Below are 12797 nucleotides of genomic sequence, written 5' to 3'. Positions count from 1 at the left end.
TTTTAATCCTTAAACATCTTTTCAAGTTTTGCCATTTTCTTATCTAACCGCAAAAGGTACCAAAAGATTCCCACCCATCCGATAAGAACGATTGATAAGACAATGTATAACGCGTTTTGTGAGAAAAATTCGAACACTTATTCTCCTTTCAGATGATATTTTGATTCGAGTCGTTCCGCCCGGACTTTTAAATTTAGTATCCAGAAAAACAATGCCGTAAAACCTGCGAGTGAACTTAAAAATATCACCAGCATTGTTACATTCATGGAGATTTTTCCTTTACTAACTATTGCTTCGTTAGGATGGAGTCCTTCAACTATCCGTGGCATTATAAAAATGAAGAACGGTACCGTAATGCCGGCAATTATTGCGTACACTGCACAAAGCGTCGCTTTCTTTTCAGCACCTTCAATCGCTGATCTCAGCGCGAAGTAAGCACCGTAAATTAAGAGCAAAACAAAAATAGAAGTTTCTCTCGGATCCCAATTCCAGAACGACCCCCACGTAAACTTTGCCCATAAGGAACCTGTAACTGTTGCCAGGATACAAAACATCATTCCGAGTCCGGCGGAAGAAAACGAGATGAGGTCAGAATCTAAATTTTTCTTCGCGAGATATTTGACTCCATAAATTAAAGAGATAATAAAAGCGAGTGTTGTTACCCATGCCATCGGGACATGAAAAAATAATATGCGTGCTTTATCTTCCAGTCCAGGGACGAACGGAAGATCGTACCAATGTGCCGGATTTGGCGTTATTGGGAAAGAAAACCCGACTATGAGAATAACACCCAACCAAGCACCAAGAATCAGTTTAAATGCCATTTATGCTCGAAATTCAACTGTTTTATGATTAATTACAATGTAAAATACGCAAATTAACAATAGGGAGCAAAATATCTTTTATTCTTTCCAAATGAATTCGAACAACAAAAAAGATATAACCGTTAGCACGATGAGATATGAGAACAAAATTTGAAATTCTCCTAAAGCATCTGCAAACGGTACGTTATCAACCGATAGTTTTGTTGCGTTGATTACCGTTAGAAGCAGCGGTAATAATATTGGAAACGACAACACAGGGTATAAGGTTCCTTTAGTGTTTGCCTTTGCTATTATCGCCGCGATAATTGTTGAACCGCTTGCGAGCCCGAAGGTACCCAAGACGATCGTTGTAATAAAAATCGCATAATTTCCTATTGAAAAGCTCGTGACGAATATAAGGTAAAGTACGACAGTAAAAATATTTAATCCAAACAGCAGGACAAGATTGAAGAACAGTTTGCCGATATATATTTTTAATGGTTTCGCAATTAAGTGGAGAGTCATGACTGTGCCTCTCTCCTCTTCGCTGACGAAAGTTCTTGACAACCCAGACATGGTGGAAAAGAAAATGATAATCCATAAGACTCCCGATAATAACTCAGGTGATACGTTTTCGTTTCCGATTGAAAATAGAATTATCGATAGAGTAGTAATCACAAACATCAGCAATGCGTTAAGAGCATACCTGGTTCTTAATTCAGAGGATAAATCTTTTTTAAAGATTGAATATATAATTTTTATCGAATCACCCATATTATTTTCTTCTCCCTGCTTGTTGATTCAGGTCGATCACCTGACCGCAATGCTTGATATCTTCAGCATCATTTGTAGCGACAATTAGAATTCCGACTTTTTTCTGTTCCTCCATAGTATTATAAACTGTCGCAATCCCTTCGGCATCTAAATTTGATGTTGGTTCATCCAAGAGAAGTATCGGCGGCTTATGGATCATTGCGAATGCGTATTTCAAACGTTGCTTCATCCCGGATGAATAAGTACGTACGTAATCGTTTCTTCTTTCCCAAATATTATATTTATATAGCAGTTCATCTAAATATTTATCTTCAACATTAATATTGCGTACGCGTCGGAAGAAATCTAAGTTTTCCCATCCGGTGAATTCATCATACAGTTGTAAGTATGGAGAAACCAACCCGAGTTGATTATAGTAGTCTTCAGGTTTTATGGTTGTATTGTTAATTTTCAGATCGGTTGTACCGCGTGTGGGGGTAAGTACACCGGCAAGAATTTTCAATAATGTTGATTTCCCCGATCCGTTTCTTCCTGTTATTGCAATTGAATCTCGTTCTTTCAGTGAAAATGATATTTCGCTGAATATCTTACGATTGTTAAATGTCTTCGCGATGTTTTCGGTTTGAAATAATATCGTGTTCATCATTCTTTAATTACCGCAAATTTTCCGATGTATTCTTTATCATTCAATTTAAGAGCATAAAAATATATTCCGCTAGCAACTAATCTTCCGCTTTCATCATGCCCGTCCCAACTGATATATGGTTCGTAATTTTGACTCATCACATCCAAATCTTTTTGGATGACTTTATCCATTGATGAAGTGAATATCGACAAATTAACATTATCTTTTTTCGTTGGTGGCAATCGGAACGTCAGCGGTTTCATATTTTGCGGTTTGAACGGATTTGGATATACCACTATATCTGAGACAATACTTGGGATACTTTCTTGTGATGACCAGTTTTCAGGATCGGGAACATTTAGTCGTGTAAATATTCCGTTCGACAGTTCTTTATAATCCCACCCACCCCTTGGTGACAGTTCATAATTGAATGTAAATATTGTGCCTGCCGGGTATGTTGAATTCAGATTTGTTACGATTACCATCATCTGCGGACTTGAATTACAATTATCCGAAATAGATTTTAGCAAACATACCGGTTGGTATACCGAACTGAGATTTTCGAGTGAATCACTAAATGCTCTCATGTCCGAAATATACTCTATGGGAGCGTTAGATTTAATTTGTGGAAAATATTTTCCATCATCGTAATACAACGTTGTATCGCAACCCGGACCGGTGTTGTTATTCCAAATAGTCCATTCTAAAAATGATTTTCGGAAAGAACTCCCAACCTCAGCCAGCGCTTCATCGATAGCATTCAACGCATTCTTTTGTCTGAAATAATTCCACGAGTTTCTCATAACCAGAGGCGAGTATTTTTTTTGAATATATTTCCCCCAAATAGCGCGGCTGTAGCTTACCATCCATGATGATGATGTAAAAGAAACATCCGGATAAAGAAACTGCCCTTTTGGATAACCCAGTGATCCTCTCAAATATTGTAAATAATCATTTACATCAGGAAACAATAATTCTTCCATCCAGGTTGATGTGATCTCATAAAAATAAATATCGTTTTCACGGTAACCGTAACTGCCAAGTTGAAAAGCATGATGCAACTCGTGTGCACAAGTAACAGAAAGACCTGCTATTCCTTCGCTTTTTAAATCTTTAAAATCATTATCAATCCTGATGTAAGATGTGAAGCGAGGAGGAATAAAACTGCCGTACCTATCTGATTCTTGAAATACAGTTTCTCCATAAAGCGGATTGTACGGTGTATATAATTCTTCGATGTATATATTATAATAATTATTGCCCGATTGGAATGGCGGTGAATCGTATCCAAGATTATCGACAAAGTAATTCCAAGTGTAATTCAGGTACCTACCAAGAGAATCAACGTATGCACTCCAGGTACCCGCGATTCTTTGAAATTGATCATCCAACAATGCCGGTGTGTTGACTCCTGTGGTATCATAAAATATCCGGAATTTTCCGATGATCGTGTCCACTTGAAGTATCGGTGGAGATAGGAGAGCACTCAACCGATCTTTTTGCTTACTACTCATATTTTTTATCTGACTGCGCAGTTGGAACATCAATCCAAGTCCGCATTTACCACCTGAAGATTCTAACAAGGAATTATGAAGATCGGAATTATCTAATAACTCCTTTAATTCAACATTCCGATTTCCGATCTTTTGAGACAGACTTTGACTACTGCCAAACAAGATTAGAATGATGAGCAATGTCGGATATATTATTTTTAGCGGCAAAATTTTTAATCTTTCAATCGAATTATTTTCAACAAACTGTTTTTAGAATCTGTCAGTAAAAGTTCAGGTAAACTATCGTTGTTCAAATCGGTAAATTTATAATCCGATATTTCGCCCACTGATTTAATCTGGCGAGGATTACCGAATGTGCCATCTTTTTCGGCGAATCGAACGTCGATAGCTTTAGTTTTATTATTCAAATATGTTATATCGTTTAAACCGTTATTATCCAGATCATAAAATTGGATACCGGCAGATTCATTTTTATTCAATATTACATCGACTTGATTTTTAGAAATATCTTTAAATTTGTCTTTTGTTCCATAAAAAATATAAAGTTTATTTTCTGGTTCTCCAAGTGAAACAACCAAATCATCTATTTCATCATCATTCAATCTAACTGAATATAACTTAAGGGAACAATCTTGAACGCTATCTATTGTAAAGAATAATTTCCCTATTGATATTTCTTCATCAGTAGTAAATCTTGAATGATATAAATCAATCCTGTTCTTAGCCGATACAAGCGATGCATAAATTATGTTTTTACCCCTACCTACAAATGTTAAATCTTTCAAAATTTCGCATGGAACTGGATTCATAACTTTCTCAATAAACATTTCACGCTGTAAGCGTTGATAGAGGACAAATGATAACGATTTATTTTTCGGAATCTCCTGTAAACAAAATATCCTTAGTGGTTCAGATTTTGTACCTGAAAAAGTATTTAATATAATCGATTTATTGTGCGTTATAAATGTTGATGATTTTGAAGAGAATGATAACATATTTATTTCAGATATTAGAATTTTAAATTCATCATAATCTGAAGTTACTATTACTACATTATTATCTTTATTTCGACAAATATTTAGTGCAGACGGATGTCCAGGCATATCATATGCAATTTGTCCGTTTATTCCTTTTGTACTAGAGTTAATAAAAAGTGAAATTGATTTTGACTCATTATTAGAAACAATAATATCCAACAATCTGTCATTATCAATATCTTCTACGCATAGGTATACAGGTTTCACTCCAACAGCGTAATTGATGTTTTCAGAATATCTTCGCTGAATTGCTACATTATAAAACACTTTTAATTTACAGTTGGATGCATCCAGAATTGCCAAATTATTCGAGGATGATTTTGTATTTCGGAAAGTAATCATATCTGAGATAGATTCTCCACCACCAATAGGAATCTCTTCAACAAAGTTTCCTCTTTTATCGCAAAGAAAAACCGTGATATTCTTAGAAGTTGAACTTCCGACAACAATGTCTCTCACTCCATCGTTATTGCAATCAGCAATTTCAATTTTTGTCGGAAAACTTTTAATCGATTTTGTTCCCCTAGGAAGAAATCCACCACCAAAATCTCCTCTGTAGAGATATACTGTATTTTCGATTGAACTTGAGGTTAAAAGATCTATGTAATTATCGTTATCAATGTCAGCGGCAATAATATTATCCGTTTCAGCCGCAACATCAATGATATATGGAGGGCTGAATTGCAAATTTCCGTTATTTGCGTAAATCAGAATTTGGTTTGTTAGCCAGCTTGATGCTACAAAATCCGGCATTCCACCGTCGTGCAATCGTGCGACTGAAATATTATTAAATGAATAATCGTTAAATAACCGGAGCGGTTTTTTAAATGTCCCGTCACCATTGCCGCGATAATATGTAATTCCCAATTGTTTACGGCCGAATAATAGAATGTCTGTTTTTTTATCTCCATCCAAATCATTCAGTACTATATTCTCGAGCGGTTCATTGAGTATGGTTTTCCACAGTATTTTCTTTTTATTTAAATTAAGCGGATAATAACACCGAATTTTGAAGGGTTCGGTTGTACCGATAACAAAGATCGGGAATATATCTTTTTGGAGTTTTGATATCGCGCCATCTATGATGCGCTCAGAAAAATTAATGATCGAATAGTTCAATTCCAACGAATCATTATTTTGATAAAATATTTTCAATTGATCATTTCCAATTACGGAAATATCGTCCCACCCATCTCCATTAAAATCACCTTTGATCAATTTCAATGGAGACGTTTGTGTTTTATAATCATAAACGATACCGAATGTTTCATGATAATATTCACTTTCTTTTTTATCTTGCGGATAAATAATGTTGATGATAATAAAGAGAAAAAAGATTATTTTAAATGATTTATGGAAGTAAGAATTAAACACTAAGTGAGCGCTTACCTTTGTTGTGTTTTTTTAAGAAGGCGAGAATCTCTACGAACGAGAGCTTCTTTATACCGTTTTCTTTCATCCACGGTTTGGGGATTTATCGGCGACACTTTAACAGATTTACCATGATCGTCCACTGCAACAAAAGTAAGATATGCCGTATTGGTAATCCTCCGATCTGATGTCAACTGATTTTCCGCGATCACCTTAACTCCCACTTCCATCGAAGTGGAAAACACGCGGTTTACAGATGCCTGAAGTGTTACTACTTCTCCTAAATGGATCGGATGATGAAACACCAGATTATCCAGTGCGGCGGTTACACAAACGCGGTTTGAATGACGCTGTGCCGCGATTGCCGCAGCAATATCAATCCATTCCATCAAGCGTCCGCCCAATAAGTTACCGAGTTGATTCGTATCGTTCGGCAGTACAAGTTGTGTCATTTCTACCTGAGATGCTTTGACAAAGCGTTTATTTTTTGAAATGGTTTTCATAATATCGGATGCCGTATAATTATTGGTTATGGTTAGATTTATTTGACTCTAATTCTCCATCAATCTGTTTTTTGAGATTTTCCGCAGCATTTTTCATCAATCCACTCGGATATTTTTCAAAATATTTATTGATTTCTTTACCGGCATCGGAATATTTTTTACGGAGAATCAATGCACGAACTTTTCCCAGATAAGCGTTTTCCGCAAAAGGTGTGTCGTGGAATTTCTCGATCACGTTGTTGAAATAGATTGTTGCGGATTTGTAATATTCCATATTCATGTATAATTCAGCAGTCTCATACAATTTTTTAGCAAGATTCTCATTTAGCTTTTTTATGTTCGCCGTAGCTTCCTGAGCTAATTCGTGAGTCGGATGATATTCGATAAAAGATTGAAATTCATCTATTGCACGGTGGGTGTATTGCTGATCCAACGATGATGATGGGGAAAGATTATAATAGCACATACCGACTTTAAATTGTGCAAGCGGAATAAACGAGCTTGCAGACATATTCCTTGTTAATTCCTGATATTCCTGCGCGGCAAGTAAATATTCTTCCATCTTGTAACGTGATTCGGCGAGATAATATTGGGCATCGTCCGCAACAGTGCTTCCCGGAAATTGAATTTTCACTATTTCAAATTCGTGTATCGCTTCTAAATAATCCTCATCATCGAATAACTTTTTACCCATCTCGAACCGTTCATCGGCAGTGATTGATTTGGTGACATCGGATGAAGAACAAGAAGTGAGTAAGAACATTGTTATAATGTTCAAGGATAAGACTGTTATTTTGTTCATATTTATTTTCATAAAATATTTATTTTGTTCTTACATGATAGAAAAGATACACAGCCGCGCCAGTTGCCCCTAGAATCAAAATCGGTTCAATTAACCGGTCTAAATAATTCCCGGACGGTAAAGGTGCAATTGTTAGTGGGATTGATTTGTCTTCGACGATAGAAATCATATTTGCAAATATCGTGTCCCTGACCATCGATTGAAATAACGAATTGAGTAAAATTTCTTTTGAGTTATTATCAGTCAGAGAAAAACCGACCTGAATCTGAATCTGTCTTTCAGTTTTTGATTGACCGAATAAACTTTCACGGAATTGAGATCCATAAATAATATCCGATTTAAAACTACTGATCCTCAACGATAGTGCTGAATCAACCTTATCCTCGTAAATAGAATGACCTTTTTCTTTCAGAATATTCGAGACAGCTTGTTTCGGTATCCAATTATATTCAAACGCTTCTGTTGAGAGAAAAACAGCACGTTGTTGAGGAATCTGATTATGAGTGAATACTGAATCGATAATAAGTGCTACACCATTTTCAATCATTTTTAAATTTGAATATGGTATACTTGATGATTTTTCCTGCTGCGCTGGCGCTGTGAAATATGACAGGCAAGATATAAAAATGAATATTACACTTTTAGGCATATTATTCTTTTCAGATCTTTCAATTGAAATTGGAGAAGCAGTTTAATTATATACCGCCTCGTGCGATATTTTCAAGTCGTTCAATTCTCTCTGAAATGGGAGGATGAGTCGAGAATAACTTCATAACTCCACCTGCGCGCAATGGATTGACGATAAACATATGCGCTGATGCAGGAGATACACCGCTCATCGGCAGGCGCTCTACTCCCTTTTCTAATTTTTGCAAAGCATTTGCCAAAGATAATGGTCGCCCTGACATTCTCGCCGCACCTTCATCTGCCGCAAATTCGCGCGATCTTGAAATCGCAAGTTGTATCAGCATTGCTGCAATCGGAGCGATTATGAGAAGCGCGAGCTCAGCTAAACCGTTTGAATCGCGGCGATCACTTCCTCTTCCAGCAAACATCATTGACCAACCTGCCATCCGTGCAATGAATGTTATTGTACCAACAAGTGTAGCCACAATCGTTCCGGTCAATATATCGCGGTGTTTGATATGAGCAAATTCGTGTGCAAGAACTCCCTCCAATTCATCATCACTAAGTGTGCGCATAATTCCTTCGGTAACTGCTACCGCGGCATTCTCCGGATTTCGACCTGTTGCAAAGGCGTTAGGAGTTTCTCCCGGTATGATGTATACCCGCGGCATGGGAAGCTGTGCCTGAGTTGCCACTCTCGTTACCATAGAAAATAGTTTTGGTGCGTCTGCTTCGGTTACTTCTTTTGCTTTGTACATCATCAAAACAATTTTATCGGAGAACCAGTATGCGCCAAAATTCATCAATAAAGATATAACAAACGCCATTATCATTCCCTGCTCACCACCAACGAATGATCCTACCAGAATCAGCAGAACCATTATAGCGGTCATAAGAATGACTGTTTTCATCGTGTTCATAATCAAATAATCCTATTAATCTTTAAAAAAATTTAGGTAAATTTTAGGTAAATAACAAAAAAGGAATCTTCACCACTTTGTGAGGATTCCTTTTTATCATTTTTTGAATTAAATTTTAAACTGCCTGCAAAACGCGTTCTAATTTCATTTTTACATTCTCTGCCATCTCATTCATGCTGCTATTTTCGGTTATCCTCGATAACATCAGCGGATCAAAGATGCTTACATGAATTTGATTCTCTTTTTCATAGACGATTACATTGCATGGAAGCAGAAGACCGATTTGATCGTCATTCAAAAGCGCTTGATGAGCTAATGGCGGATTGCACGCGCCGAGTATTTTGTATCTTGGAAAATCGACATTGAGTTTATTCTTCAAAGTTTCTTTAACATCGATCGTGGTTAAAATTCCAAAGCCTTCCTTCTTTAATTCGGAAGTTACTTTCTCGATGGCAGATTCGAATGACAAATCTACCTTTTTTGAAAACCCGTACTTCATTTTATCTTTCCTTCAAAATTTATTCCATTGAATCACAATTTCCATGGCACATACTTGTATTCGCATATTTACACGCGGGTGCGTTGCTGGATGTATCTGATTTGATGCGAGAATTGATGGAAGGAACCGAGATCATCTTTTTATATTTTGTTGAATTACAATCCGGGCAAACAATGTCTTCTTCTTTTTCGCGAGTGAAGTGGAATACTTCGTACCTCGTTCCACATCCTATGCATTCATATTCTAATATTGGCATGGCAGATTATTTCTTTAATAATGATCGCAGAACATAATGAAGTATTCCATCGTTCTTATAATACTCAACTTCCATCGGAGTATCGAGACGGCATATCGCACTGAATGTCTTAATTCTTTTTTCATCTTGCTTAACCGTTATTTTCATTTTTTTACCCGGGGCGAGATTATCAACGATACCTTCGATATCATATAATTCAAATCCGGTTAGAAGCAACGATTCTCGATTTTGTCCCGGTTCAAATTGCAACGGAAGTATTCCCATTCCTATCAAATTGCTTCGATGGATTCTTTCATAACTTTCGGCAATGACAGCGTTGACGCCTAAAAGTTTCGGACCTTTCGCCGCCCAATCGCGCGAAGATCCTGATCCATACTCTTTGCCCGCAATGATTATCTGTGACACTCCATCGTTTTTATATTTCATCGCCGCATCGAATATGCTCATTGGTTCTTTTGATGAAGGATGAATTGTAACTCCACCTTCAACTCCCGGCACGAGAAGATTTTTAAGCCGGATGTTGGCGAATGTTCCGCGCATCATTATCTCATGATTTCCGCGACGCGCTCCATACTGGTTGAAATCTTTCTGCTCGATTCCGAGTGTGTTGAGATATTTTCCTGCAGGTCCTTTGGCTGAAATTGATCCTGCCGGAGAAATGTGATCTGTAGTAATGGAGTCAGCAAACATAGCGAGAACTCTCGCATTCCGAATATCTTTTAAATCCGCATGTGCCTTTGGCATTTTTTCAAAATACGGTGCTGCTTTAATATATGTTGAATTTTGATCCCACGTGAACCTGTCGCCCGAAGGTACTTGAAGATTTTTCCAATGATTATCACCCTCAAAAACATTTGAATATTGTTTTATAAACATGTCGGAGCCGATAGAAGATTTTACTGTTGCGTTGATTTCTTCGGTGGTGGGCCAAATATCTTTCAAAAATATTTCCTTACCGTTATCCGACAATCCGATCGGAGTGTTTTGGAAATCGATATCTATGGTGCCTGCAATTGCATATGCAACCACTAATGGCGGCGAGGCAAGATAATTCGCTTTCACGTTCGCATGAACTCTGCCCTCAAAATTCCGGTTGCCCGATAAAACGGCAACTGCCACGAAGTCGTTTTCTTGTATACTTTTAACCAGATGTTCCGGTAAAGGTCCGCTATTGCCTATACATGTTGTACATCCATATCCCACAAGATTGAAACCAAGTTTGTTCAACGGCTCGGTTAACTGTGCTTTATTCAAATAATCAGTCACAACTTTCGAACCCGGAGCTAAACTTGTTTTCACCCATGGTTTCGATTTTAAACCGAGAGCAACTGCTTTCTTCGCAACCAATCCAGCCGCAACGAGTACTGAGGGATTGGATGTATTAGTACAGCTTGTGATAGCAGCAATAACCACTGATCCATCACCAAGGTTGAAGGATGAACCGTTATTTTGTACCGAAGCAGAGCGAAGAGTTCCATCAACTTTTATTCCTTTCGGCTCCAACATTTTTGCAAGTTCAGAACGAAAGCCGGTTTTTACGGCAGTTAATGAAACACGATCGTGCGGGCGCTTTGGACCTGCGAGACTTGGCTCAACTGTTGAAAGATCAAGCTCGAGTGTATCTGAAAATATCGGATCCGGCATTGAATTGTCGCGGAATAATCCCTGCTCCTTGCAGTAAGATTCTATGAGAGTTATTTGTTCGTTACTTCTACCTGTGAATTTTAAATAGTTTAAAGTTTCCTGATCGACAGGGAAATAACCCATCGTTGCGCCGTACTCCGGTGCCATGTTGGCAAGAGTTGCACGATCTGCTAAACTCAGTGAATCAATTCCGGGACCAAAGAATTCAACAAACTTTCCTACCACACCTTTTTTCCGCAACAGTTGAGTTGCGGTCAGAACGATATCCGTGGCAGTTATTCCGGGTTTTGGATTACCATAAATTTTGAATCCGACAACCTGTGGAATTAACATGGCACTCGATTGTCCGAGCATCGCTGCTTCTGCTTCAATCCCGCCAACTCCCCAACCCAAAACACCCAAACCATTGATCATGGTTGTATGAGAATCTGTACCAACAAGAGTATCCGGATAAGCATATTCTATTCCATCCACCTCTTTCGTAAAAACGACCTGAGCTAAATACTCTAAATTCACCTGATGAATAATTCCTGTTTCGGGTGGAACAACCCTGAAATTTTTAAACGCTTGTTGTGCCCATCTTAAAAATGTGTATCGCTCTTTGTTTCTTTGATATTCAAGTTCGGTATTCTTCTTAAAGGCATCAGGAGAGCCATTATAATCAACCTGGACAGAATGATCGATAACTAAGTCAACCGACTGCAATGGATTGATTTTTTTCGGATCGCCACCCATCTCAACCATTGCATCGCGCATAACTGCTAAATCAACTGCGCAAGGAACTCCGGTAAAATCTTGCAGCAATACACGTGCGGGCATAAAAGATATTTCCTTATCCGATTGTTCTTTCGGATTCCAATTCACCAACGCCTCGATATCTTTTGCCCGTACATTTATCCCATCTTCATGCCTCAACAAATTTTCCAGCAGAATCTTGATAGAAAATGGAAACCGATCGATGTTCTTGGATAGTTGGCTTAATGAGTATATTGTATAGTTTTTCTTCCCAAACGCCATTAATTTCTTAGTGTTAAAGCTGTTCTTGCTCATCAGATTCTCCGATTATTGCATGTTGATATTTTTGTTTGACTAATTTAAATATTTTTGGCAAGAATAAAAAACGTTGAATGAAAATAATATTTTTATTCGGCAGATTTGGTTTTCGTAATTTCTTGACGACAAATGACGGGATAAACACCCTTCAGGAAGATAAATCTTGAATGCCACGCTGGAGTTTTATTCGAAGTACCTTTATCTGGTCTTCACATTTGGAGATTTGTTTTTCTAAAGTTCGAATTTTATGTCTCAATAATTTATTCTTATTATCTTCAACATTTTCACCCTTCGTTATTTTACTTTTTTTATCCTTTGATATTTTCATAGATCATTTCTCCTGAGATGAGTAATATCATCTGTATAATT

14 protein-coding genes are annotated in these 12797 nt (G+C 37.5%); all 14 read right to left on the bottom strand.

Annotated elements, in window-relative coordinates:
* Window positions 1-2 precede the first annotated feature (2 nt).
* Entirely contained in the window at window positions 3-137 is a 135-nt protein-coding gene (locus HZB59_02405; GenBank protein ID MBI5020262.1) for a CcmD family protein, read from the bottom strand.
* Window positions 138-824, bottom strand: a complete 687-nt coding sequence (ccsA, locus tag HZB59_02400; GenBank protein MBI5020261.1) for a cytochrome c biogenesis protein CcsA — start codon at window positions 822-824, stop codon at window positions 138-140.
* A 78-nt stretch (window positions 825-902) separates the two neighbouring features.
* Window positions 903-1577, bottom strand: coding sequence for a heme exporter protein CcmB (locus HZB59_02395; GenBank protein MBI5020260.1), 675 nt, complete (start codon window positions 1575-1577; stop codon window positions 903-905).
* A 1-nt stretch (window position 1578) separates the two neighbouring features.
* A complete protein-coding gene (locus tag HZB59_02390; GenBank protein ID MBI5020259.1) occupies window positions 1579-2223 on the bottom strand; it encodes an ABC transporter ATP-binding protein in 645 nt (214 codons plus the stop codon).
* Window positions 2220-3923, bottom strand: coding sequence for a hypothetical protein (locus HZB59_02385; protein MBI5020258.1), 1704 nt, complete (start codon window positions 3921-3923; stop codon window positions 2220-2222). The genes HZB59_02390 and HZB59_02385 overlap by 4 nt, the downstream gene beginning before the upstream one ends.
* 5 nt (window positions 3924-3928) lie before the next feature.
* Entirely contained in the window at window positions 3929-6127 is a 2199-nt protein-coding gene (locus HZB59_02380; protein ID MBI5020257.1) for a VCBS repeat-containing protein, read from the bottom strand.
* Between the two features lie 11 nt (window positions 6128-6138).
* On the bottom strand, window positions 6139-6627 hold the full coding sequence (locus HZB59_02375) for an acyl-CoA thioesterase (protein ID MBI5020256.1): 489 nt from the start codon (window positions 6625-6627) through the stop codon (window positions 6139-6141).
* Window positions 6628-6646: 19 nt separating this feature from the next.
* A complete protein-coding gene (bamD, locus tag HZB59_02370; GenBank protein ID MBI5020255.1) occupies window positions 6647-7429 on the bottom strand; it encodes an outer membrane protein assembly factor BamD in 783 nt (260 codons plus the stop codon).
* Window positions 7430-7448: 19 nt separating this feature from the next.
* Window positions 7449-8078, bottom strand: a complete 630-nt coding sequence (locus HZB59_02365) for a hypothetical protein (GenBank protein MBI5020254.1) — start codon at window positions 8076-8078, stop codon at window positions 7449-7451.
* A gap of 46 nt (window positions 8079-8124) precedes the next feature.
* Window positions 8125-8976, bottom strand: a complete 852-nt coding sequence (gene htpX / locus HZB59_02360; GenBank protein ID MBI5020253.1) for a zinc metalloprotease HtpX — start codon at window positions 8974-8976, stop codon at window positions 8125-8127.
* 115 nt (window positions 8977-9091) lie between these two features.
* Window positions 9092-9475, bottom strand: coding sequence for a DUF302 domain-containing protein (locus HZB59_02355; protein MBI5020252.1), 384 nt, complete (start codon window positions 9473-9475; stop codon window positions 9092-9094).
* 19 nt (window positions 9476-9494) lie between these two features.
* Window positions 9495-9731 (bottom strand): zinc ribbon domain-containing protein, encoded by a 237-nt coding sequence (locus HZB59_02350; GenBank protein MBI5020251.1) that lies wholly within the window; start codon window positions 9729-9731, stop codon window positions 9495-9497.
* A gap of 6 nt (window positions 9732-9737) precedes the next feature.
* Complete coding sequence (gene acnA, locus HZB59_02345; protein ID MBI5020250.1) at window positions 9738-12425, bottom strand: aconitate hydratase AcnA; 2688 nt, start codon at window positions 12423-12425, stop codon at window positions 9738-9740.
* 151 nt (window positions 12426-12576) lie between these two features.
* Window positions 12577-12756 (bottom strand): hypothetical protein, encoded by a 180-nt coding sequence (locus HZB59_02340; protein ID MBI5020249.1) that lies wholly within the window; start codon window positions 12754-12756, stop codon window positions 12577-12579.
* Window positions 12757-12797: the final 41 nt, after the last annotated feature.

This window comes from Ignavibacteriales bacterium (assembly GCA_016214905.1).
Classification (GTDB): Bacteria; Bacteroidota; Ignavibacteria; order UBA10030; family SZUA-254; genus PNNN01.
Note: the sequence above shows the minus strand (reverse complement) of the source record. Positions and strands in the feature narration are given on the sequence as shown.

What these genes read in the sequence shown, in the direction of transcription:
- HZB59_02350 (MBI5020251.1), bottom strand. Translation starts at nt 9,731, where the DNA reads ATGCCAATATTAGAATATGAATGCATAGGATGTGGAACGAGGTACGAA.
- acnA (MBI5020250.1), bottom strand. Translation starts at nt 12,425, where the DNA reads ATGAGCAAGAACAGCTTTAACACTAAGAAATTAATGGCGTTTGGGAAG.
- HZB59_02375 (MBI5020256.1), bottom strand. Translation starts at nt 6,627, where the DNA reads ATGAAAACCATTTCAAAAAATAAACGCTTTGTCAAAGCATCTCAGGTA.
- htpX (MBI5020253.1), bottom strand. Translation starts at nt 8,976, where the DNA reads ATGAACACGATGAAAACAGTCATTCTTATGACCGCTATAATGGTTCTG.
- HZB59_02355 (MBI5020252.1), bottom strand. Translation starts at nt 9,475, where the DNA reads ATGAAGTACGGGTTTTCAAAAAAGGTAGATTTGTCATTCGAATCTGCC.
- ccsA (MBI5020261.1), bottom strand. Translation starts at nt 824, where the DNA reads ATGGCATTTAAACTGATTCTTGGTGCTTGGTTGGGTGTTATTCTCATA.
- HZB59_02365 (MBI5020254.1), bottom strand. Translation starts at nt 8,078, where the DNA reads ATGCCTAAAAGTGTAATATTCATTTTTATATCTTGCCTGTCATATTTC.
- HZB59_02395 (MBI5020260.1), bottom strand. Translation starts at nt 1,577, where the DNA reads ATGGGTGATTCGATAAAAATTATATATTCAATCTTTAAAAAAGATTTA.
- HZB59_02390 (MBI5020259.1), bottom strand. Translation starts at nt 2,223, where the DNA reads ATGATGAACACGATATTATTTCAAACCGAAAACATCGCGAAGACATTT.
- HZB59_02340 (MBI5020249.1), bottom strand. Translation starts at nt 12,756, where the DNA reads ATGAAAATATCAAAGGATAAAAAAAGTAAAATAACGAAGGGTGAAAAT.
- bamD (MBI5020255.1), bottom strand. Translation starts at nt 7,429, where the DNA reads ATGAACAAAATAACAGTCTTATCCTTGAACATTATAACAATGTTCTTA.